Annotated in this window: 17 protein-coding genes; 8 read left to right on the top strand and 9 right to left on the bottom strand. The window is 71.2% G+C overall.

Features of this window, described 5'->3' with window-relative positions; genetic code table 11:
* The first annotated feature begins 114 nt into the window (after window positions 1-114).
* Window positions 115-1,956 (top strand): dihydroxy-acid dehydratase, encoded by a 1,842-nt coding sequence (gene ilvD / locus ACWDUM_RS13470; RefSeq protein WP_450134369.1) that lies wholly within the window; start codon window positions 115-117, stop codon window positions 1,954-1,956.
* An 88-nt stretch (window positions 1,957-2,044) separates the two neighbouring features.
* On the opposite strand, the gene ACWDUM_RS13465 is transcribed toward ilvD, so the two are convergent.
* Window positions 2,045-2,866: a DoxX family protein gene (locus tag ACWDUM_RS13465; protein WP_450112189.1), complete on the bottom strand. Its 822-nt coding sequence runs from the start codon at window positions 2,864-2,866 to the stop codon at window positions 2,045-2,047.
* Window positions 2,867-2,942: 76 nt separating this feature from the next.
* Between ACWDUM_RS13465 and ACWDUM_RS13460 the strand changes: the two genes are divergently transcribed.
* On the top strand, window positions 2,943-4,082 hold the full coding sequence (locus tag ACWDUM_RS13460) for a PQQ-dependent sugar dehydrogenase (RefSeq protein ID WP_450134368.1): 1,140 nt from the start codon (window positions 2,943-2,945) through the stop codon (window positions 4,080-4,082).
* 47 nt (window positions 4,083-4,129) lie between these two features.
* On the opposite strand, the gene ACWDUM_RS13455 is transcribed toward ACWDUM_RS13460, so the two are convergent.
* The 3 genes from ACWDUM_RS13455 to ACWDUM_RS13445 all read right to left on the bottom strand — a co-directional run bounded on the left by ACWDUM_RS13455 (window position 4,130) and on the right by ACWDUM_RS13445 (window position 8,106).
* Window positions 4,130-5,353 (bottom strand): cation:proton antiporter, encoded by a 1,224-nt coding sequence (locus ACWDUM_RS13455; protein WP_450134367.1) that lies wholly within the window; start codon window positions 5,351-5,353, stop codon window positions 4,130-4,132.
* A gap of 133 nt (window positions 5,354-5,486) precedes the next feature.
* A complete protein-coding gene (gene gatB / locus ACWDUM_RS13450; protein WP_450134366.1) occupies window positions 5,487-6,998 on the bottom strand; it encodes an Asp-tRNA(Asn)/Glu-tRNA(Gln) amidotransferase subunit GatB in 1,512 nt (503 codons plus the stop codon).
* A 76-nt stretch (window positions 6,999-7,074) separates the two neighbouring features.
* Window positions 7,075-8,106, bottom strand: a complete 1,032-nt coding sequence (locus ACWDUM_RS13445; protein WP_450112185.1) for an ATP-dependent 6-phosphofructokinase — start codon at window positions 8,104-8,106, stop codon at window positions 7,075-7,077.
* A 119-nt stretch (window positions 8,107-8,225) separates the two neighbouring features.
* Here ACWDUM_RS13445 and ACWDUM_RS13440 point away from each other — a divergent pair, with 119 nt between their 5' ends.
* Window positions 8,226-8,753 (top strand): mycothiol transferase, encoded by a 528-nt coding sequence (locus ACWDUM_RS13440; protein ID WP_450134365.1) that lies wholly within the window; start codon window positions 8,226-8,228, stop codon window positions 8,751-8,753.
* A gap of 24 nt (window positions 8,754-8,777) precedes the next feature.
* Here the strand turns inward: ACWDUM_RS13440 and ACWDUM_RS13435 are convergent, their stop codons facing one another.
* Window positions 8,778-9,353 carry a TetR/AcrR family transcriptional regulator gene (locus ACWDUM_RS13435; protein WP_450134364.1) on the bottom strand — a complete coding sequence of 192 codons (576 nt, stop codon included), beginning with the start codon at window positions 9,351-9,353 and terminating at the stop codon, window positions 8,778-8,780.
* A gap of 102 nt (window positions 9,354-9,455) precedes the next feature.
* Between ACWDUM_RS13435 and ACWDUM_RS13430 the strand changes: the two genes are divergently transcribed.
* Complete coding sequence (locus ACWDUM_RS13430) at window positions 9,456-10,409, top strand: quinone oxidoreductase family protein (protein ID WP_450134363.1); 954 nt, start codon at window positions 9,456-9,458, stop codon at window positions 10,407-10,409.
* A 59-nt stretch (window positions 10,410-10,468) separates the two neighbouring features.
* Here ACWDUM_RS13430 and ACWDUM_RS13425 read toward each other — a convergent pair whose 3' ends face one another.
* Window positions 10,469-11,131 (bottom strand): response regulator, encoded by a 663-nt coding sequence (locus tag ACWDUM_RS13425; RefSeq protein ID WP_450134362.1) that lies wholly within the window; start codon window positions 11,129-11,131, stop codon window positions 10,469-10,471.
* A 9-nt stretch (window positions 11,132-11,140) separates the two neighbouring features.
* Window positions 11,141-12,262 (bottom strand): sensor histidine kinase, encoded by a 1,122-nt coding sequence (locus tag ACWDUM_RS13420; protein WP_450134361.1) that lies wholly within the window; start codon window positions 12,260-12,262, stop codon window positions 11,141-11,143.
* 280 nt (window positions 12,263-12,542) lie between these two features.
* Between ACWDUM_RS13420 and ACWDUM_RS13415 the strand changes: the two genes are divergently transcribed.
* From ACWDUM_RS13415 to ACWDUM_RS13400, 4 genes are all read left to right on the top strand, one after another.
* The gene (locus ACWDUM_RS13415) at window positions 12,543-13,175 is read left to right on the top strand and encodes a hypothetical protein (protein ID WP_450134360.1); all 633 of its coding nucleotides are present in this window, start codon (window positions 12,543-12,545) and stop codon (window positions 13,173-13,175) included.
* Complete coding sequence (locus tag ACWDUM_RS13410) at window positions 13,172-14,512, top strand: alpha/beta-hydrolase family protein (protein WP_450134359.1); 1,341 nt, start codon at window positions 13,172-13,174, stop codon at window positions 14,510-14,512. Before ACWDUM_RS13415 ends, ACWDUM_RS13410 begins: the two co-directional genes overlap by 4 nt.
* A 54-nt stretch (window positions 14,513-14,566) precedes the next feature.
* Entirely contained in the window at window positions 14,567-15,703 is a 1,137-nt protein-coding gene (locus ACWDUM_RS13405; RefSeq protein WP_450134358.1) for an NAD(P)/FAD-dependent oxidoreductase, read from the top strand.
* A 101-nt stretch (window positions 15,704-15,804) separates the two neighbouring features.
* Complete coding sequence (locus ACWDUM_RS13400) at window positions 15,805-17,958, top strand: molybdopterin-dependent oxidoreductase (RefSeq protein ID WP_450134357.1); 2,154 nt, start codon at window positions 15,805-15,807, stop codon at window positions 17,956-17,958.
* A 54-nt stretch (window positions 17,959-18,012) separates the two neighbouring features.
* On the opposite strand, the gene gatA is transcribed toward ACWDUM_RS13400, so the two are convergent.
* Both gatA and gatC read right to left on the bottom strand, forming a co-directional pair.
* Window positions 18,013-19,488, bottom strand: coding sequence for an Asp-tRNA(Asn)/Glu-tRNA(Gln) amidotransferase subunit GatA (gene gatA / locus ACWDUM_RS13395; protein ID WP_450112175.1), 1,476 nt, complete (start codon window positions 19,486-19,488; stop codon window positions 18,013-18,015).
* Window positions 19,485-19,784 (bottom strand): Asp-tRNA(Asn)/Glu-tRNA(Gln) amidotransferase subunit GatC, encoded by a 300-nt coding sequence (gene gatC, locus ACWDUM_RS13390; protein ID WP_450112174.1) that lies wholly within the window; start codon window positions 19,782-19,784, stop codon window positions 19,485-19,487. The genes gatA and gatC overlap by 4 nt, the downstream gene beginning before the upstream one ends.
* Window positions 19,785-20,071 lie beyond the last annotated feature (287 nt).

Raw genomic sequence — 20,071 nt, 5'->3', positions numbered from 1 at the left:
AGCCCCTGTGACCGTCCGAAACAGCCCCGCACGTCGGGTTCGACGATTCACGGCGCACCCGACGGTCCCAGCCCACCGGCCCGGCGGACGCGCCCCGATGAGCGAAGGACACCCATGCCCCCGCTGAGGTCACGCACCACCACTGTCGGACGCAACGCTGCCGGAGCCCGCTCGCTGTGGCGTGCCACCGGAATGACGGACTCCGACTTCGGCAAGCCGATCGTCGCGATCGCGAACTCCTACACCCAGTTCGTCCCGGGTCACGTGCACCTCAAGAATGTCGGCGAGATCGTCGCCGAGGCCGTCCGCGCCGCCGGCGGTGTCCCGCGCGAATTCCACACGATCGCCGTCGACGACGGCATCGCGATGGGCCACGGAGGCATGCTGTACTCGCTGCCGAGCCGCGAGATCATCGCCGACTCGGTCGAGTACATGGTCAACGCCCACACCGCCGACGCGCTGGTGTGCATCTCCAACTGCGACAAGATCACTCCCGGCATGCTCAATGCCGCGATGCGCCTGAACATCCCGACGGTGTTCGTCTCCGGCGGTCCGATGGAGGCCGGCAAGGCCGTCGTGGTCGGAGGCGTCGCGCAGGCTCCCACCGACCTGATCACCGCGATCTCCGCGAGCGCCAACGACTCCGTGTCCGAGGAGGGCCTCGACGAGGTCGAGCGCAGTGCGTGCCCGACGTGCGGTTCGTGCTCGGGCATGTTCACCGCGAACTCGATGAACTGCCTCACCGAGGCTCTCGGCCTCGCGCTGCCGGGCAACGGTTCGACGCTGGCCACTCACGAGGCCCGCCGCGCGCTGTTCAGCAAGGCCGGCACCACCGTCGTCGAGGCCGCGCTGCGCTACTACCGCGACGAGGACGAGTCGGTCCTGCCCCGGAACATCGCCACCCCCAAGGCCTTCCGCAACGCAATGGCGCTCGACGTCGCGATGGGCGGTTCCACCAACACGGTGCTGCACACCCTCGCCGCGGCGCAGGAGGGCGAGGTCGACTTCGACCTGTCCACCATCGACGAGATCAGCCGCCGCGTGCCGTGCCTGTCGAAGGTCTCCCCGAACTCCGACTACCACATGGAGGACGTGCACCGCGCCGGTGGCATCCCCGCCCTGCTCGGGGAGCTCCGTCGCGCCGGCCTGCTGGAGACCGAGGTCTCCACGGTGCACACCAAGAGCTTCGACGAGTGGCTCGACACCTGGGACATCCGCTCCGGCAATGCGTCCGACGAGGCGCTCGAACTGTTCCACGCCGCGCCCGGTGGCGTCCGCACCACCGAGCCGTTCTCGACCGACAACCGGTGGAGCGCGCTCGACACCGACGCCGAGGGCGGCTGCATCCGCGACCTCGAGCACGCCTACACCGTCGAGGGCGGCCTCTGCGTGCTGCGCGGCAACATCGCCGTCGACGGCGCGATCCTCAAGACGGCGGGCATCGACGAAGACCTCTTCTCCTTCCAGGGCCCGGCGGTCGTCGTCGAGTCGCAGGAGGAGGCGGTCTCGGTGATCCTGCAGAAGCAGATCAAGCCGGGCGACGTGATCGTGGTCCGCTACGAGGGCCCCAAGGGCGGTCCCGGCATGCAGGAGATGCTGCACCCGACCGCATTCCTCAAGGGCGCCGGTCTCGGCAAGGTGTGCGCGCTGATCACCGACGGCCGCTTCTCGGGCGGCACCTCCGGCCTGTCCATCGGCCACATCTCCCCCGAGGCCGCGGCCGGTGGCGTGATCGGACTCGTCGAGAACGGCGACCAGATCCGGATCGACGTCGCGACCCGCACCCTCGAGGTGCTCGTCGACGACGGCGTGCTCGCCGAGCGGCGGGCGAAGATGGAGGCGTCCGAGCGCCCGTGGCAGCCGGTCGACCGGCAGCGCACCGTGACCACCGCGCTGCGCGCCTACGCGGCGCTGGCCACCTCCGCGGACAAGGGCGCGGTCCGACAGGTCCCGTAACTCCACGGCACGAGACAGAACAACGGAAGCAGGCAGTCGATCCGATCGACTGCCTGCTTCCGTTCGTTCGGGTTCGCGCCCGGCCCGGTCAGACCAGTGGATTCGCCCCGTTCAGGAAGATCCACAGGCACACACCGCCCGCGACGCCGAGCACCAAAGCCAGGAACGACCCGACGTGCGGGCGGGTGGCCCACTTGCGCCGTCCCTCGACCGAGATCCGGCCCGGGCCGGCGAGGATGATCGCGACCAGCATCGCCACCAGGAGCAGTTCGAGTTCGGGACCGTCCGGCGCGAACCACTGCAGTCCGGGTTCGGCGGCCTGCCGGACGCACCACGCGTTGATCAGCACGGCGAGCAACCCGGCCGCGGCGAGCGGGGTGAACAGGCCGAGGATCAGGAACCCACCGGCCACGACCTCACCGATCGCCCCGGCGGTGGCCAGCAGCTTCGCCTGCTGATAACCGGAGTCGACGAGATACATCTCGAAACCGTCGAGACCCGGCCCGCCCCAGAGGCCGAACAGTTTCTGCAGCCCGTGCGCGAGCGCCAACGCACCCACCGCCACCCGCAGCACGAGCAGCCCGAGGTCGAGCGTGCCTCGTGGGGTGACCGGCGCCGGCGTCGGGGCCACCACCTCGGGTGCCGCGACAGGCGCGGCCAGCGCGGCCGCCAGCTCGCGGTCGTAGGAGTCGGCGGTCCGCAGTTCCTCGGTCGGATGCATGGCGGGAGCCACCACGTCGTCCTCCGGGTCCGGGATGCGGGCCCCGGAGTACGTCGGAATCTGCTCGGTCGGCATCAACCCGAGGTCGTCGTCGGTGGTCGGAAACCGTTCCGTCGGCTGGTCGAACGGGCTGGACGCGGACCGGCCGAAGCTCTCGGTGTCCGTGTTCTGTCGCGGGTTGTCGGTCACGAATCCCAGCGTAGAACGGGTGAGGACCACCGACCGGTTCGGCGCGCGGGACAACGTTTGTCGTACCGTGCCAGGTATGGCGATCTCTCGTGCGGCGTACCGCACCGCGGTGCTGTCCACCCTCGCCGCGGTCGCCGTCGCCGGCTGCGCACGCTTCGACGACAGCGCGTCCAGCCCGTTCACCCCGGTACCGTCCTTCTCCGCCGGGGAGGTCCGACCCCGCGAGCCCAGTGCACCGCCCACCCCGACACCGGGTGCGGCCGCACCGACCGCCACCCCGATGCCCTGCGCCGATCCCGACCCGGCCGTGGTGGCCACCTGCCTGGACACCACCGGTTCGGTCACGATGCTGCCCGGCGGACAGTCGGTGCTGGTGACCGAGCGTCGGACCGGACGGATCCTGCGGGTGACGCCCGGCACACCCGTCCAGGAGGTGGCCCGGCTCGCCGTCGACGGATCCGGCGACGGCGGACTGCTCGACGTCGCGCTCTCCCCCACGTACACCGAGGACAACCTGCTGTACGCGTACGTCACCACCGGTGGCGACAACCGGGTGGTGCGGATCGCCCCCGGCGACACCCCGAAGGACGTGCTCACCGGCATTCCACGCGGCGCGAGCGGGAATGCGGGCGCACTCCTGTTCACCGCCCCCGGCGAGTTGACCGTTCTCACCGGCGATGCCGGGAACCCCGCTGCGGCAAACGATCCCGGATCGCTGGCCGGAAAGGTCCTGCGGGTGACCGCCCTGACACCGGCGCCCGTGCAGCCGATGCCCCAGATCGTGCTGTCCGGGATCGGTACCGCCGGCGACGTCTGCCCGGACCCCCGTGGTGGCGTCTGGATCACCGACCGGACCGTCCTCGAGGACCGCCTGCAGCGGGTCGCGGCCGACGGCGCCACCGGGATGCCGGTGTGGACCTGGCCCGATCGTCCCGGGGTGGCCGGGTGCACCCCGGTCGACGGCGGCGTCGCGGTGTCCCTGTCGGCGGGCAAGGCCCTCGCGGTGCTGCCGCTCGACGCGCACACCGGTGCCGCCCAGGCCGCACCGTCCCTTGTCGCGCAGGACAAGTACGGCCGACTCGGCGGGGCCGCCCTCGGCGCGAACAGCGAGGTGTGGGTGTCGACGGTGAACAAGTCCGGTGGCGACGTCCCGGCTCCGAGCGACGACCGCGTGGTCCGGATCCCCGCGCCCCAGGGCGGCGGCGGCTTCGACTGACCGCGGGCGCTGCAACGGCGAAACCGCGGACCGCCGTCTCCCTCCGGTCAGCTCGTCTCGCCTGCGGGTTGCGGCACGGCGGCCGCGTCCCGTCTCGATCCGCCGAGAAGCGATGCGGCGGTGGGCAGCAGGAGGACGGTGATCGCCCCGGCGGCGACGAGGATCGACGCGTTCGCCGTGGTCATCTGTCCCGCGTTCACCGCGACCTCGGTGACCGCGACGATCAGCGGCAGACCCGTCGCCGCGTACAGCGCCACCCGGGCCCGCTCGCGGACCGTTGGTGGTTGCTGCGTCCCGTCGCCGCCCCGGTCGAAGCGCTCCGCGACGAACACCGGCAACCCACGCACCAGCAGGATCAGCAGGAAGAAGGCCACCAGGACGCCGGGATGGGCTGCCACCGCGGACACGTCGATCGACATGCCCGAGGTGACGAAGAAGATCGGGATGAGCAGTCCGAACGCCAACCCGTCGAGCTTGGCCTCGAGCTTCTCGTCTCCGCGCGGGAAGGCCCGGCGGAGGATGAAGCCGGCGGCGAACGCGGCCAGGATGCCGTCCACGTCGAAGATACTCGCCAGCGCCCCGAGCGAGACCAGCAGCAGGATCGTCAACCGCACCGTGGTCTGGGCTGTCGTCTCGGACCCGAGGCGGATGATCGAGAGCACCTTCGAGCCCTCACGGCGCACCGTCGCCGGAATGAACGCGACGCCCACCGCCGCAGCGGCGAACAGCGCCAGCACGATCAGCGAACCGACGGTGCCGCGCGAGCCGAGCAGCACCGCCATCGCGACGACCGGCCCGAGTTCCCCGACCGCGCCGTGGTTGAGCACCGTCTTCCCGAGTCGGGTGTCGATCACCCCGCTGTCCTTGAGGATCGGGAGCAACGTGCCGAGTGCGGTCGAGGTCAGCGCGATCGCGATCGCGACCTCGGCATTGATCACCTCGGCCATCCCGAGCAGTCCGATCACGGTGAACGCGAGCGCAAGACACACCAGCCAGGTGACCAACGCGCGGCGTCCGCCCCGCCCGGTCAGCTCGTCGGTGTCGATCTCGTAGCCGGCGAGCAGGAACAGCATGCCCAGCCCGAGTTCACGCAGCAGCCCGATCTCCGGCCCCTGGACCGCGAGATCGAGGACGTGCGGGCCGATGACGATGCCCGCGATCAACAGCAGCACGACCTCGGGCACCAGCTTGCGCGGCACCAGACCCGCGAGCAGCGGCGCGATCACCGCGCACAGGGCTATCCAGAAGAGGGAGGCTCCGACCGAGGGCATTGCCCGATTATGGTGGCCGCGCAGCCCGTTTCGGGTCAGCCCGCGCCGGTCCGGCCCGCCGAGTGTGCGGATATCATCGCATCGCGCCAGAGGCGACGACGGCAACCGCGCACCCGGCGTCAGCCGGAGTGGGTCAGGAGCAGGCCTCGATGACCAGTTCCTTGACGCGGGCCGGGTCGGCCTGTCCCTTGGTGGCCTTCATGACGGCGCCGACGATGGCGCCCGCCGCGGCGACCTTGCCGCTGCGGATCTTCTCCGCGACATCGGGGTTCGCGGCCAGGGCCTCGTCGACCGCGGACTTGATCAGGGTGTCGTCACGGACCACGACCAGCTCCGGGTGGGCGGCGACGACCTGCTCCGGGTCGCCCTCGCCGGCGAGCACGTGGTCGACGACCTGACGGGCGACCTTGTTGTTGAGCTTGCCGCTGTCGATCAGCGCGACGACCTGAGCGACCTGAGCCGGGGTGATCGGCAGATCGGCAAGTTCGACACCGCGGGTGTTGGCCTGCTGCGTCAGGTAGGACACCCACCAGGACCGCGCCGCGTCGGCGGGCGCACCGGCCTCGGTGGTGGCAATGACCAGGTCGAGCGCGCCTGCGTTGACCAGGTCGCGCATCACCTCGTCGGACACGCCCCACTCGGCCTGGATCCGGGCGCGGCGCAGCCACGGCAGCTCGGGCAGGGTGCCACGCAGTTCCTCGACCCATTCGGCGTCCGGTGCGACCGGTTCGAGATCGGGCTCGGGGAAGTAGCGGTAGTCCTCGGCGGTCTCCTTGCGGCGCCCGGCGGACGTGGTGCCGTCGGCCTCCTGGAAGTGCCGGGTCTCCTGGATCACCTCACCGCCGGACACCAGGACCGCGGCCTGCCGGCGCATCTCGTAGCGCACCGCGACCTCGACGGACTTGAGCGAGTTGACGTTCTTGGTCTCGGTGCGGGTGCCGAACTCCTGCGCGCCGATCGGCATCAGGGAGATGTTCGCGTCGCAGCGCATCGACCCCTGATCCATCCGGACGTCGGACACGTCGAGGGCCTTGAGCAGGTCCCGCAGCGCGGTGACGTAGGCGCGCGCAACCTCCGGTGCCCGCTCGCCGGCACCGGTGATCGGCTTGGTGACGATCTCGACCAGCGGCACACCGGCGCGGTTGTAGTCGAGCAGCGAGTGGCTGGCGCCGTGGATGCGTCCCGTCGCGCCGCCGACGTGCAGCGACTTGCCGGTGTCCTCCTCCATATGCGCCCGCTCGATGTCGACCCGCCAGGTGGTGCCGTCGTCGAGGACCACGTCGAGGTAGCCGTTGGTGGCGATCGGCTCGTCGTACTGGGAGATCTGGTAGTTCTTCGGCTGGTCCGGGTAGAAGTAGTTCTTGCGCGCGAACCGCCCCCACGGGGTGATCGAACAGTTCAGTGCCAGACCGATCCGGATCGCGGACTCGACCGCGGACCGGTTGACCACCGGCAGCGAACCCGGAAGGCCCAGGCACACGGGGCACACCTGGGTGTTCGGCTCGGCCCCGAACGTGGTCGGGCAGCCGCAGAACATCTTGGTGGCGGTGTGCAGCTCGACGTGCACCTCCATGCCCATCACGGGCTCGAACTTCGCGAGCACCTCGTCGTAGGCGAGCAGGGCATCGGACATGGCGGCAGTCATGGTCCCGAGTTTATTCGCCCCCGCCGGGGAGGGACGACTCGCATCCGGCTCGGCCCGGGCACGACTCGCATCCGGCTCAGCCGAAGATGACCCGCATCTCCTGATATCGCTCCAGCGGGACACTCTTGTGGTCGGCGAGGGCCTCGTCGAAGTGCACCTGCACGATGTCGGTGCCGCGCAACGCGACCATGTTTCCCCACTCCTGCCGCGCGACGAGGTCGGTGACCGCCATCCCGAGGCGGGTCGCGAGAACCCGGTCGAAGGCCGTGGGCACGCCGCCACGCTGGATGTACCCGAGCACGGTCGCGCGTGACTCGATCCCGGTGCGTTCCTCGATCATCGGCGCCAGCACCTCGGCAACGCCGCCGAGGCGCGGCCGGTCGAACCCGTCGAGCCCCTTCGTCGAGTACGCCTCGGTCATGTCCGGCAGGGTGAACCCCTCGGCGACGACGACCATCGGCGCGCGACCCCGATCCCGGACGCTGGTGACCCACGCGCAGATCTGTTCGATGCTCTCCGGGTGCTCGGGGATGAGGATCGCGTGCGCACCGCCCGCGGTGCCCGAGTGCAGCGCGATCCAGCCGGCGCCGCGCCCCATCACCTCGAGCACCATGCACCGTTTGTGCGAGTTGCCGGTGGTGCGCAGCCGGTCGATCGCCTCGGTGGCGATCTCCACGGCGGTGTCGAAGCCGAAGGTGTAGTCGGTCTGGTCGACGTCGTTGTCGATGGTCTTGGGGACCCCGACGATCTTGATGCCCGCGTCGTACAGACGCTGCGAGGCGGCCGCGGTGCCCTCACCACCGATCGCGATCACCGAGTCGACACCGAGGCGTTCCATGGTTCGCGCGATGTTCTCCGGCCCTCCGTGCGGGCCCTGGTACGGACCGAATCGACTGGTGCCCAAGATGGTTCCGCCCTCGTGCGACAACCCTCGGACGGTCGGGCGGTCGAGGTCCATCACATCGCCCTCGACCAGGCCGCGCCACCCGTCGAGGAACCCGACGAACTGCTGCCCGTACACGGTGGTGCCCTTGAGCACCGCACCTCGGATGACCGCGTTCAGTCCCGGGCAGTCACCGCCACTGGTGAGAATCCCGACCTTCGTCATCGCACACCCCTGTCCGCGCACCCTCGGCTGGGTCCGTGACCAATACTGCACCCGCCGGGTGCCCGCGGCATCCTGATCGATCGGCTGCGCACTTCCCCGCGCGCTCCTACCGTGGAGGGATGAGCCGGGACACCGAGACGGACGCGGCGCGCGCAGTCCTGCGGGATCAGTTCGAGAGGATCCGCGAACTGGTGGTCGCGGTGACCGACGGCCTGACACCGGAGGTGGCCGGTTATCGCCCCGGCCCGCAGGCGAACTCGATCGCCTGGCTGATCTGGCACCTGACCCGCGTGCAGGACGATCACGTCAGCGATGCCGCCGACGTGGAGCAGGCGTGGACCTCCCGAGGCTGGCGGGAGCGGTTCGATCTGCCGTTCCCGGCCTCCGACACGGGTTACGGGCACGGCAGTTCCGAAGTCGCCGCCGTGCACCCGGAGGCGGCCCTGCTCGCCGATTACCACGGCGACGTGCACCTCGCGACGCTCGAGTACGTCGACGAGCTCACCCCCACCGAGCTCGACCGCATCGTGGACCGGCGGTGGGATCCCCCGGTCACGGTCGCGGTGCGCCTGGTCAGCGTCATCGGGGACTGCCTCCAGCACCTGGGGCAGGCCGCGTACGTGCGGGGCCTGCACCAGGCGCGGTGATCGGGTTGTCCGCGCTCCGTCGGTTCAGGTGCGCAGAACGGAGTCGACGAGCTGGTGGACACCGGCCTTGAGTCGTGCGGTCTGCCCCGATTGGATGAGATGCAGCACGAGCTCGCCGCCGAGAGTGCCGAGCAGGAGCCGTGCCAGCATGTCGGCGTCGACGTCCGGTCGGGCCTGCGACAGCAGTTCGGCGATGTGCCGGTACCAGAAGGCGTGGATCTCGTCGGCGTGCGGATCGTCGGCGGCGGTGTCGTAGGCCACCATCAGCCCGATGTTGGCGACGACGAGGTCGGTCATGGCGTCGAAGTACGCCAGCAGCCGCTCGCCTGCCGGCGCCCCCGGGCCGAGCGGAGGCTCGCCGCTCGTCACGGCCCGGCGCAGGTCCTCGGCCCGCTCGAGCACGAGCGCGCGCATCAGGCCGGCGCGGCTGCCGAAGCGGTGGAAGAGGGTCCCCTTCCCGACGCCGGCCGCCGCCGCGATCTGCTCCATCGACACCTCGCCCGGGCCGTGTTCGGCGAGCAGCCGACCTGCCGCATCGAGGATTGCGCGCCTGTTCCGCGCGGCATCGGCTCGCTCTGTTCTCTGGCCGTCGGACGACACAAAACCTCCATTGACAACTTGACCGACGGTCCATATCGTTCGGATGCACCAGGAACCGGACCGACGGTCAGATTAGGGGAGATCATAATGAAAGCAGTCGTGATGACGGCCACTGGTGGCCCCGACGTCCTCGTCACCCGAGAGGTCCCCGCGCCGTCCCCGGCGGACGGGGAGGTGCTGATCCGCACCGAGGCCACCCCGATTCTGTTCGTCGAGACGCAGATCAGATCCGGCGTCTTTCCCGCCCCGGCGGGGCCACCGGCGGTGTTCGGTACGCAGGCCGCAGGCGTCGTCACCCAGGTGGGCGCAGGCGTCGACACGGCGCTCGTCGGCACCCGAGTGATGGCCGCGGGCATGGGGATCGGCGCTCATGCCGAGTTGGTGTGCGCGCCTGCGACATCCACCGTCCCGATCCCCGACGGGCTCTCGTCCGTCGATGCCGCCGCGGTCATGATGGGCGGATCCGTCGCCATGACCCTGCACGAGACCGCACGCCTGACGCGTGACGACACGGTCCTGATCGAAGCCGCCGGCACCGGCGTCGGCGGCTACCTGACCCAGCTCGCGCGTTCGCACGGCGCGGGCAGGATCATCGCGACCGCAGGCAACCCCGCGAACCGGGAACGCGCCCGCAGTCTCGGGGCGGACGTCGTCATCGACCACACCGAACCGGACTGGGCCGCTCGCCTCCCGGAGGCGTTGCGGGGCGCCACGATCGACGTCGTCTTCGAATCCATCGGCGGCGCGAGCTCACTCGCCGTCCTCGACGCGATGACGCCACTGAGCGGGCGAATGCTCTACTACGGAATGCTCGGTGGCACACCCGCCGCCATCACGCCCTCGGACCTGCTGACCCACGGGCTGTCGCTCACCGGCTGCAGTGGCCCGGCCTGGCTCGGTCGGGTTGCCTCCGCGCGATCGGCTGCCCTCGAACTCGCGGCGGGCGGCGCCCTCACCCCGATCATCGACAGCGTGATCGGGTTCGACGACGCGGGGCGCGCACACGACCGGATCGAAATGCGACACGCGAACGGCATGTTCGTACTCACCCCCTGAACCGGGCCGGGGCCGTCCGTTACGTCGCTCGGCGAAACAGGACCGACTCGCGGCCGGCCTCAGCCGGGAGTGACCACCCCGGCCTCGTACGCGAGGACGACCGCCTGCGCGCGATCACGCAGATGCAGCTTCGCGAGCACCTTCCCCACGTGGGTCTTGACGGTCTGTTCGGCGACGAACAACGACTCGGCGATCTCGGTGTTGGACAGCCCGCGGGCGATCAGCTCGAGCACCTCGCGTTCCCGGGGGGTCAGCGTCGCGAGTCGCGCAGGCTCCGGCCGGCGGGCAGCACGCCGACTGGTGACGTCCGCGATCAGGCGGCGGGTCACCGACGGCGCGAGCAGCGCCTCACCGTCCGCGACGACACGGACCGCGCGGACCAGTTCGTCGGCGGGCGCGTCCTTGAGCATGAAGCCGCTCGCCCCCACCCGAAGCGCCTCGTACACGTAGTCGTCGATGTCGAAGGTGGTGAGCATCAGCACCCGCACCGGCGGCTGCAGCGCCGCGGACAGGATCCGCTCTGCGGCCTCCAACCCGTTCAGCTCCGGCATCCGCACATCCATCAGCACGACGTCGGGCCGCAGCCGGAGCACCTCGTCGACCGCGACCTTCCCGTTCGGGGCGTCGCCGACCACGCTGATGTCGGGTTGTGCGGCGAGCAGCGCCCCGAACCCCTGCCGCACCATCGCCTGATCGTCTGCAATGAAGACCGTGATCGCCACCCGGCAAGCCTAGGCCCGACCCACGCCCGGTTCGGGCACCGAGCCGCCCGCGGTCGACGGGACCCGGGCCCGCACCTCGAATCCGCCGCCCACCGCGGGATGCGCGGTCAGCGTTCCCCCGACCGACCGGGCCCGGTCCCGCATCCCGACGATGCCGTGGCCGCCACCGGAATTCGAGGCCGGCACGGATTGCGCCGCGGCCTCGTTGACGACCACCAGTTCGGTCACGGCCGCGTCCCCGGCCAGGTCCACCCGTACGGCCGCGCCCGGTGCGTGGCGCGCCGCGTTCGCCAGCGACTCCTGCAGGATCCGGTACAGCGCGAGTCCGGACGTCTCGGGCAACGCCGGCAGCGGCCCGCGCTCGACGGTCACCGCCATTCCGGCCCGCCGGCCGGCCTCGATCAACTCGTCGATCCGGTCGAGTCCGGGCATCGGGGCGTTCTCGGGGGCCTGACCGTCGCTGCGCAGCACGCCGAGCATGCCGCGGATCTCGTTCAACGCCTCGCGGGCGGTCGCACCGATCGAGTCGAATTCGGCTGTCGCCTCGGCCGACAGGCCGCCGAGGCGGTAGGGGGCGCTCTGCGCCTGCACGACCACCAGCGACATGTGGTGGGCGACGACGTCGTGCAGGTCGCGAGCGATCCTCGCCCGCTCCTCGAGGATCGCGCGGCGCGCCCGCTCGACCTCGTTCTCCTCCTCCTGCCGGGCGAGTTGCCGACGGGAGAGCACCAGCCAGCGGATCAGCAACCCGAACGCGACGAGGGCGGTGAGCCCGACGGCCCACCCGCGTCCGTCCTGCCCGGGGGCGTTCGCGAGGAAGAGCAGGGCGGTCGACACTCCCGCGACGGCAACCACCGGCAGCGGGGACCGCAGGCTGACGGCAAGCAGCAGGGCCATCAGCACCATCACGTGCACGACCTGCCACGGGAAGTCGTAGTCGGCGGTGCGGTCATAGGCGACCGGGATGACCAGCGCCCCGGCGGCCGAGATCGCCCAGCCCAGAGCTGGATTCGCTCGAATGAACAGCAGCGGCAGCGTGGCGAGGCCGGCGATCACCGGCTGCACTCCCACGGGAACCCGGTGGGTCAGTTGCAGTGTCGGCCACGCGATCGCGAACAGCACCGCAGTCACGAACACCACCCCGATGTCGAGCCACTGGCCGCCGCTCAGTCGCGCGAGCCTCGGTCTCGCTCTCGTCGCGGCCCCCTGTGCGGTCCTGCGAAGTGCTCGTTTCGTCCTACCCACGCGAAGAACCCTAGGAAGCGGGACCCGAGATGTCCTCATACCGTGGGGTGAGATCGCCCTGGCACCGACGGGTGAGTCCGGGCGGTTCCCCGACGCCACGGTGCCGGCAGCGAACCAAGCCGCGGAGTGATGTTCGCAGGTACGGGCGATTTCTAGCGTCGGAACCATGCGGAAATCGACCTGGACAGTCCTCGCGGTGGGATGCGCGATCGCCGCCTCCACCCTCCTCGCGCCGCACACGGCCGGCGCCACTCCCGACGAGCGCGACGCTCCGGCCGCGCTCGCGATCGAGGCCCTCACGACCACCGATCCGATCGCCGCCGCGGCGCGGATTCCCGCCGACTTCGAGCAGGACTTCGGGTACCGGCCCCTGGTCCGGGACGGGATGCTCGTCAACCCGCACGGCACCTGCTCGTCGCCGGTCCCGCTGCCCGCCGAGTTCGACACCGCCTGCATGGGGCACGACCTCGGATACGATCTGCTCCGCTACGCGGACCGGGCCGGGGCGCCGGTCGGTGCGTGGGCCCGGCTGAGTCTGGACCGGCAGCTCGACGATCGGCTGCACGCCGCGTGCGCCGCCCGCCCCGACGATGTCACCCGGGCCTCGTGCCGGGCGGTCGCGACGGTCGCGGCGACCGCGGTGAACTCGAATTCGTGGCGGCAGAACTACGCCGCGCCCCACCCCGAACCGATCGGCCTGTCGGCGGCCCTCCTGGGCACGGCGGCGCTCGGCGGCGCCGTCGCCCTCCGCCGCCGGTCCGGGAGCAACGGCACCGCCGCACCGGTGGTGACGGCATGACGGCGACCCTCCCCCGTGCCCTGTCGCTGCCCGGTGTCACGGTCACCGCACCCCGGATCGCGACGACGGTGGCCGTGGCGTCCGCCGCGACGGCGTCGCTCGCGCCGTCACTGCTGCCCCGCCCCGCGCTCGTGCAGGCGCTCCTCACCGGCCTGCTCGTGGCGGCCGGATGGGGACTCGCAGCGCTGTGGCATCGGCGCCCCGGCCGGCGCTCGGCGACAACCGAATCCGGATCGACGACGCGGACGGTGGCCGCAGGCGCGGGCGTTGTGACGGTGGGGTGGGCGGTGCTGATCGCCGACCACTGGCAGAACGGGGTGCGGTCCGCGATGGGTGTCGCCGCGGTCGGGCCCGCCCACTGGGCACTGGTCCTGGTACTCGGCGGCGCGGTGGCCGCCGTCCTGATCGGCGGTGCGCGGGGGCTCGGCGCGCTGGCGCGGCGGCCGCACGGGAGACGGGTCGGCGCCGCGGTGCTCGTCACGGCGGTCACCGCGACGGCCTGGGGCGCGCCGGCCGCGCTCTCCCGGACCGCGGACGCCAGCGGCCCTGCCCGTCCTGCGACGTCGTCGATGTCGGGAGCAGCCGACTCGCTCGTCCCCTGGGAGTCGCTCGGCGCGCACGGGCGGCGGTTCGTCTCGGCCCCGGCCGCCCCGGGGACGGTGCGCACCTATGTCGGTCTGGGCAGCGCACCGAGCCTCGACGCCCGGGTCGACCTGGCCGTCCGGGAACTGGACCGGGCCGGTGGACTGGCGCGGTCGCACGTGGTGGTCGCGGTGCCGACCGGATCGGGGTGGATCGACTCGAACGCGGTCGCCGGGTTCGAACGACGCTTCGGCGGGGACGTCGCCGAGATCGCGGTGCAGTACTCGGCGGCGCCGAGTTGGGTCACCTTCGTCACCGACCGCGCCGGCGCGACGGAGTCGGCGCGCGCCCTCTACACCGCACTCGCGCAGAGAATCTCGCGAATGTCACCGGACGAACGTCCCGCGCTGCACCTGTACGGACAGAGCCTCGGCGCGCTCGGAGCCGCGGCCGTGGGCGCCGACTGCGGCGTCCTGCTCGCCGGGCCGCCCGGGGGCGCACCGATCCGTCCGGGCACGACGGTGCTCGCCAACGCGTCCGACCCGGTCGTCCACTGGTCGCCCCGGTTGCTGGTGGCGCCGCCCCGACTGGACGGCGTGCGGCCGGATGCCCCGACCCCGGCGTGGTTGCCGGTGGTCAGTTTCCTGCAGACCACGGTCGACCTGGTCACCTCGCTGGACGCCGCACCGGGCCACGGCCATCGGTACGGCACCGATCAGGGCACCGCACTGCCGGACTGCCGACCGGCACCGTGACCGCTCCGGCTGTCAACCCTGGGTTTCGTACGCGGGAGGGTGGATACTCGAACGATGCACACCGTGCTGATCCTGGGAGCGGGGTTCGGTGGGCTCGAACTCGCCGCCAGCCTGTCCCGATCCGTGCCGGACGAGGTTCGGGTCACCCTCCTCGACCGCGCCGACGGATTCGTGTTCGGCTTCGCCAAGATGGACGTGCTGTTCCGGGGCCGCACGATCGACGACGTCCGGATTCCGTACGACACCCTCAACCTTCCGGCCGTGGAGTTCCGCCGCGAGACGGTCACCGCGATCGATCCCGCCACGCGTCACGTCACCACCGACCGCGGCGAGTACAGGGCGGACACGCTCGTCGTGGCGCTCGGCGCGGAGTACGACTGCGGTGCGACCCCCGGATTCGTCGAGGACGGTCACGAGTTCTACTCGCTCGAGGGCGTCCACCGGTTGCGGGAACGCCTCGACGCCTTCACCGGCGGCACCATCCTGCTCTCGATTCTCAGTGTCCCCTTCAAGTGCCCGCCGGCACCGTACGAGGGCGCGCTGCTGCTCCACGAGGAACTCGTCCGGCGGGACCTGCGCGGTGCGACCCGCATGCAGCTGCTCACCCCGATGGACTCCCCCATCCCCGTGTCCCCCAGCTCCAACGCCGCGATCGTCGGCGCACTCGCGGACCGCGACATCGAATACACGCCGGGAACGCGGGTGCACGCGCTGGACCCGGCCACGCACACCGCGTCGACGCACGACGGCGATCTCGCCTACGACCTGTTCATCGGGGTCCCCCGCCACCGGGTGCCGGACGTCGTGCAGACCTCCGGACTGACGGAGGGCGGCGCGGACGGCTGGATCCACGTCGACGCGGCGACCCTCGCGACCCCGCACCCCGGGGTGTACGCGCTGGGCGACTGCGCGGACGCCCCCGTACCCCGGGCGGGGGTGTTCGCCGAGACCGCCGCGCGGACCGTCGCGGTGGACATCATCTCCCACCTGCACGACAGCCCGCACGGGGACAGGTATCTCGGCCAGGGCACGTGCCACATCGAGTTCGGTGGCGGTCTAGTCGGGAAGGTGGAGGCGGACTTCCTGTCCGGTCCGACCCCGGTCGCCCCGTTCCGCGGACCGTCGGTCGAATTCGCCAGGGAGAAGGCCGAGTTCGCAGCCGACCGTCGGCGGCGCTGGTTCGGGCCCTGAGACGGCAGGCCGGTTCCACCTGTCGTCCGGCACGGCGGAACCGCTCACCGGACCGACTCGCCGGTGCTAAGTTCCGGGCACAACCGTGGAGGGGCCCGAGCATGTCCACACGTACCGTCGCCCGGCAGTGCACGCTCTGCGAGGCACACTGCGGCGTCCTGGTCACCGTCGAGAACGACCATGTCACTCGCGTCGAGGGCGACCCGGACGACGTGCTGTCCCACGGGTACATCTGCCCGAAGGCGACCGCGCTTGGCGACCTGCACCACGATCCGGAGCGGTTGCGGCGCCCCCTGCGCCGAGTGGGTGACGGCTTCGAGGAGATCGGCTGGGAGGAGGCATCGGCGCTGATCGGCCGCAACCTGCGCGCGGTCCGGCGCAGGCACGGCCGGGACGCGATCGCGATGTACCTCGGCAACCCGGCCGCGCACAGCTCCTCGGTGGTCTACGGGATGGCGCTGCGCGTCGCCCTGCTGACCCGGCACTTCTATTCGGCCTCGTCGATCGACCAGTTCCCCCAGGAATTCGCGGCGTGGAAGATGTACGGCTCGAACGTGCTGATGCCGATCGCCGACGTGGACCGGACCGACCGGCTGCTGGTCCTCGGGGCCAATCCCGCCGTGTCGAACGGCTCGATCACGACGATGCCGGACGCCCGGGGCCGCATTCGCGCGATCCGCCGCCGCGGCGGGACGGTGGTGGTGGTCGACCCGCGCCGCACGGAGACGGCGCGACTGGCGGACGAGCATGTCGCGATCAGACCGGGCGGCGACCCGTACCTGCTGCTGGGAATGCTGCACACCCTCGTCGCCGACGGCGCAACCGAACCCGAGGGCACCGTGCCGATCGCGGGCTGGCGTGAGCTGGCCGACCTGGTCCGCCCGTACACGCCCGAAGCGATGGCACCGAGGGCCGGGGTGGACGCGGACACGATCCGGCGACTCGCACGCGACCATCGCGACGCGACCTCGGCGGTGGCGTACGCCCGAATCGGCGTGTGCCACCAGGTCACCGGGACCATCACGCACTGGCTGGTCAACACGCTCAACGCCGTGACCGGCAATCTGGACCGGCCCGGTGGGCAGATGTACGCGACGCCCCCGATCGACGCCGCGCGATTCGTGCGCCGCCTCGGGTCGGGATACGGACGGTGGACGAACCGCGGCGGGGACCGCAAGGCCTTCCGCACCGAGCTCCCCGTGGTCGGGCTCGCCGACGAGATCCTCGGCGACGGGCCCGGATCACCGGGACCGGTCCGGGCGCTGATCACCTACGCGGGCAATCCGGTGCTGTCCACCCCGCAGGGCGGCCGGCTCGACGAGGCGCTCGACGCACTCGACTTCTACGTCGCGGTCGACATGTACCTCACCGAGACCTCGCGGCACGCCGACGTCGTACTGCCGCCGACGTCACACCTCGAGCGGGAGGAGTTCGACTTCCTGTTCCCGGTCTTCTCGGTCCGAAACAACGCCCGCTTCAATGCGCGCGTCTTCGATCCGCCGGAGGACGCGCTCGAGGACTGGCAGATCCTCGCCCGGCTGCTGCTGGAGGTGGTGCCGGTTCCGCTGCGATCGCTGCTGACGACACCGCTTCGGCGAGTGATCGACCGGATCAGCCCGCTCCGGATCGGTGCGCTCGGCGTCCTGACCGGCCCGCACGGCATGCTGCGCCGCGGCCGCGGCGGGCTGACGATGAACCGGATCCGGCGCACGCCCGGCGGCGTCGACCTCGGCCCTCTCGAGCCCCGCCTCGCGTCGCTGATCTCGACCCCGGACCGGCGGGTGCAACTCGCGCCTGCGGAATTCGTCGCGGAGGCCCGGCGACTCGTCGAGACGAACGAAACCGAGTGCCTCGAAAACGAATTCGATCTCAGGCTGATCGGCCGCAGGCACCTGAGATCGAACAACTCGTGGCTGCACAATGTGCCGGCCATGGTCAAGGGCCGTGATCGCTGCACCGTCCTGATGCACCCGGACGACGCCGCGGCCCGGGCACTCGTCGACGGGCAGCCGGTGACGGTGCGCTCACGCGTCGGCAGCATCGAGGTCCCTGTCGAGGTCAGCGACGAGATCCGGGTCGGCACCGTCGCGATCCCACACGGATGGGGACACGGCGAGAAGGGGGTCGGCTGGTCGACCGCCGCGGCGCACCCCGGCGCGAACGTCAACCTGCTCCACGATCCCGCCGTGACCGACACGTTCACCGGGAACGCCGCGGTGAACGCGACCATGGTGTGTGTGACCGCGGCGCGGTGACGCGATCGGCCCGACATCCGCGGCGAATGTCGGGCCGATCGTCAGCGGACGGCGTCAGCGGGTGATCGGTCCGCGGGCGGCCTCGTAGGCCGCGGCGACCCGGTAGAGCCGCTCGTCGGCGAGAGCCGGGGCCATCACCTGCAGGCCGACCGGCAGGCCGTCGTCCGCCGAGAGACCGGACGGCACCGAGATCGCGCAGTGCCCGGCCAGATTGGTCGGCAGCGTGCACAGGTCGGACAGGTACATCGCCAGCGGATCGTCGACCTTCTCCCCCAGCTTCCACGGGGTGAAGGGGCTGGTCGGCGAGACGAGGACGTCGACCTTCTCGTACGCGGCGTCGAAGTCGCGGGCGATCAGGGTGCGAACCTTGAGCGCGGAGCCGTAGTAGGCGTCGTAGTAGCCCGACGACAGCGCGTAGGTGCCGATCATGATGCGGCGCTTGACTTCCTTGCCGAAACCGGCGGCACGGGTCGCGGCCATCACCTGGTCGGCGCTCATGTTTCCGTCGTCGACGCGCATGCCGTACCGCATCGCGTCGAATCGGGCCAGGTTCGAGGAGACCTCGCTGGGCAGCACCAGGTAGTAGGACGCGAGCGCGTACTCGAAGCTCGGGCAGGAGACCTCGACGACCTCGGCGCCGAGTTCCTTCAGCTGGGCGACGGCGGCGTCGAAGGAGGCGATCACGCCGGGCTGGTAGCTGTCGGAGTGCAGTTCCTTGACCACACCGATCCGGACACCCTTCAGGTCTCCGGTCGCGCCCTGGCGGGCGGCCTCGACAACCGGACGCACCGGCGCGTCGATCGACGTGGAGTCGCGCGGGTCGTACCCGGCGATCACCTCGTGCAGCAACGCGGTGTCGAGGACGGTGCGGCCACACGGGCCACCCTGGTCCAGCGACGACGCGCAGGCGACCAGGCCGAAACGGGAGACGGTGCCGTAGGTGGGCTTGGTGCCGACGGTGGCGGTGACAGCGGCCGGCTGCCGGATGGAGCCGCCGGTGTCGGTGCCGATCGCGAGCGGCGCCTGGTTCGAGGCCAGCGCGGCCGCGCTGCCGCCGCCGGAGCCGCCGGGAATCCGGCTGGTGTCCCACGGGTTCCGGGTCGGGCCGTACGCGGAGTTCTCCGTCGACGAGCCCATCGCGAACTCGTCCATGTTGGTCTTGCCGAGCACCGGGATGCCCGCCTCGCGCAACCGGGTGGTCAGCGTCGCGTCGTACGGCGCGACCCAGCCCTCGAGGATCTTCGATCCGCAGGTGGTCGGGGCGTCGGTGGTGGTGAAAACGTCCTTGAGCGCCAACGGGACTCCGGCGAGCGGCGAGGCCGGCGCCTCACCCGCCGCGAGGGCGTCGTCGACCTGCTTGGCCGCGGCGAGCGCCGCCTCGCCGGACACGTGCAGGAAGGCGTTGTACTCGCCGTCGACGGCGGCGATGCGGTCCAGATGCGCCTGGGTGACCTCCACCGAGGACACCTCGCGGGCATGGATCTTCGACGCGAGGACGGAGGCGTCGAGTGCGGTCAGCTCGGCGGTCACTGCTCTTCTCCCAGGATCTGCGGGACGGCGAAACGTTCCTGCTCGACGGCGGGCGCACCGGACAGCGCCTGCTCGGGAGACAGTCCCGGCACGACGACGTCGGGGCGGGTCACGTTGACCAGCGCGTACGGGTTCGCGGTGGGCGGCACGTCATCCGCGGCGACCTCTGCGACGGTCTTGACGTGGCTGAGAATCGAGTCGAGCTGGCCGGCGAACTCGTCGAGTTCCGCGTCGGTCAGCGCGAGCCGGGACAGCCGGGCGAGGTGGGCGACCTCGTCGCGGGAGATGGCAGGCACCCGTGGGCCCCTTTCAGGTCGGCGAACACACGATGCCCACCAGCCTATCGGCTGCGCCGCGGCGGCCTGCATCCAGCGCCTCGCTCGGGCGATCTGTTTCCGTCTCGGAACGCCTGCATGTCTCGGCGGTGACGATTCTGCGGCGAGCTGGGCGTTTCCCACGGGGTGTTCCGGCACAGCCCTCACCGGTCGGTCCGGGGTGGAAGGATGGTTGCCGCGGGGGCATCGACGACTCCCCGTCCGGCCGGGCGGCCGAGCCGCCTCGACCGCCGCCGAACCGTTGTGAC

The organism is Rhodococcus sp. NPDC003322, from assembly GCF_053589555.1.
This window is presented reverse-complemented; position numbering and strand designations above follow the sequence as displayed.

Bases quoted from the DNA above. Each gene is read 5' to 3' on its own strand.
- ilvD (WP_450134369.1), top strand. From the start codon at position 115: ATGCCCCCGCTGAGGTCACGCACCACCACTGTCGGACGCAACGCTGCC.
- ACWDUM_RS13460 (WP_450134368.1), top strand. From the start codon at position 2,943: ATGGCGATCTCTCGTGCGGCGTACCGCACCGCGGTGCTGTCCACCCTC.
- ACWDUM_RS13455 (WP_450134367.1), bottom strand. From the start codon at position 5,353: ATGCCCTCGGTCGGAGCCTCCCTCTTCTGGATAGCCCTGTGCGCGGTG.
- gatB (WP_450134366.1), bottom strand. From the start codon at position 6,998: ATGACTGCCGCCATGTCCGATGCCCTGCTCGCCTACGACGAGGTGCTC.
- ACWDUM_RS13445 (WP_450112185.1), bottom strand. From the start codon at position 8,106: ATGACGAAGGTCGGGATTCTCACCAGTGGCGGTGACTGCCCGGGACTG.
- ACWDUM_RS13440 (WP_450134365.1), top strand. From the start codon at position 8,226: ATGAGCCGGGACACCGAGACGGACGCGGCGCGCGCAGTCCTGCGGGAT.
- ACWDUM_RS13430 (WP_450134363.1), top strand. From the start codon at position 9,456: ATGACGGCCACTGGTGGCCCCGACGTCCTCGTCACCCGAGAGGTCCCC.
- ACWDUM_RS13415 (WP_450134360.1), top strand. From the start codon at position 12,543: ATGCGGAAATCGACCTGGACAGTCCTCGCGGTGGGATGCGCGATCGCC.
- ACWDUM_RS13410 (WP_450134359.1), top strand. From the start codon at position 13,172: ATGACGGCGACCCTCCCCCGTGCCCTGTCGCTGCCCGGTGTCACGGTC.
- ACWDUM_RS13405 (WP_450134358.1), top strand. From the start codon at position 14,567: ATGCACACCGTGCTGATCCTGGGAGCGGGGTTCGGTGGGCTCGAACTC.
- ACWDUM_RS13400 (WP_450134357.1), top strand. From the start codon at position 15,805: ATGTCCACACGTACCGTCGCCCGGCAGTGCACGCTCTGCGAGGCACAC.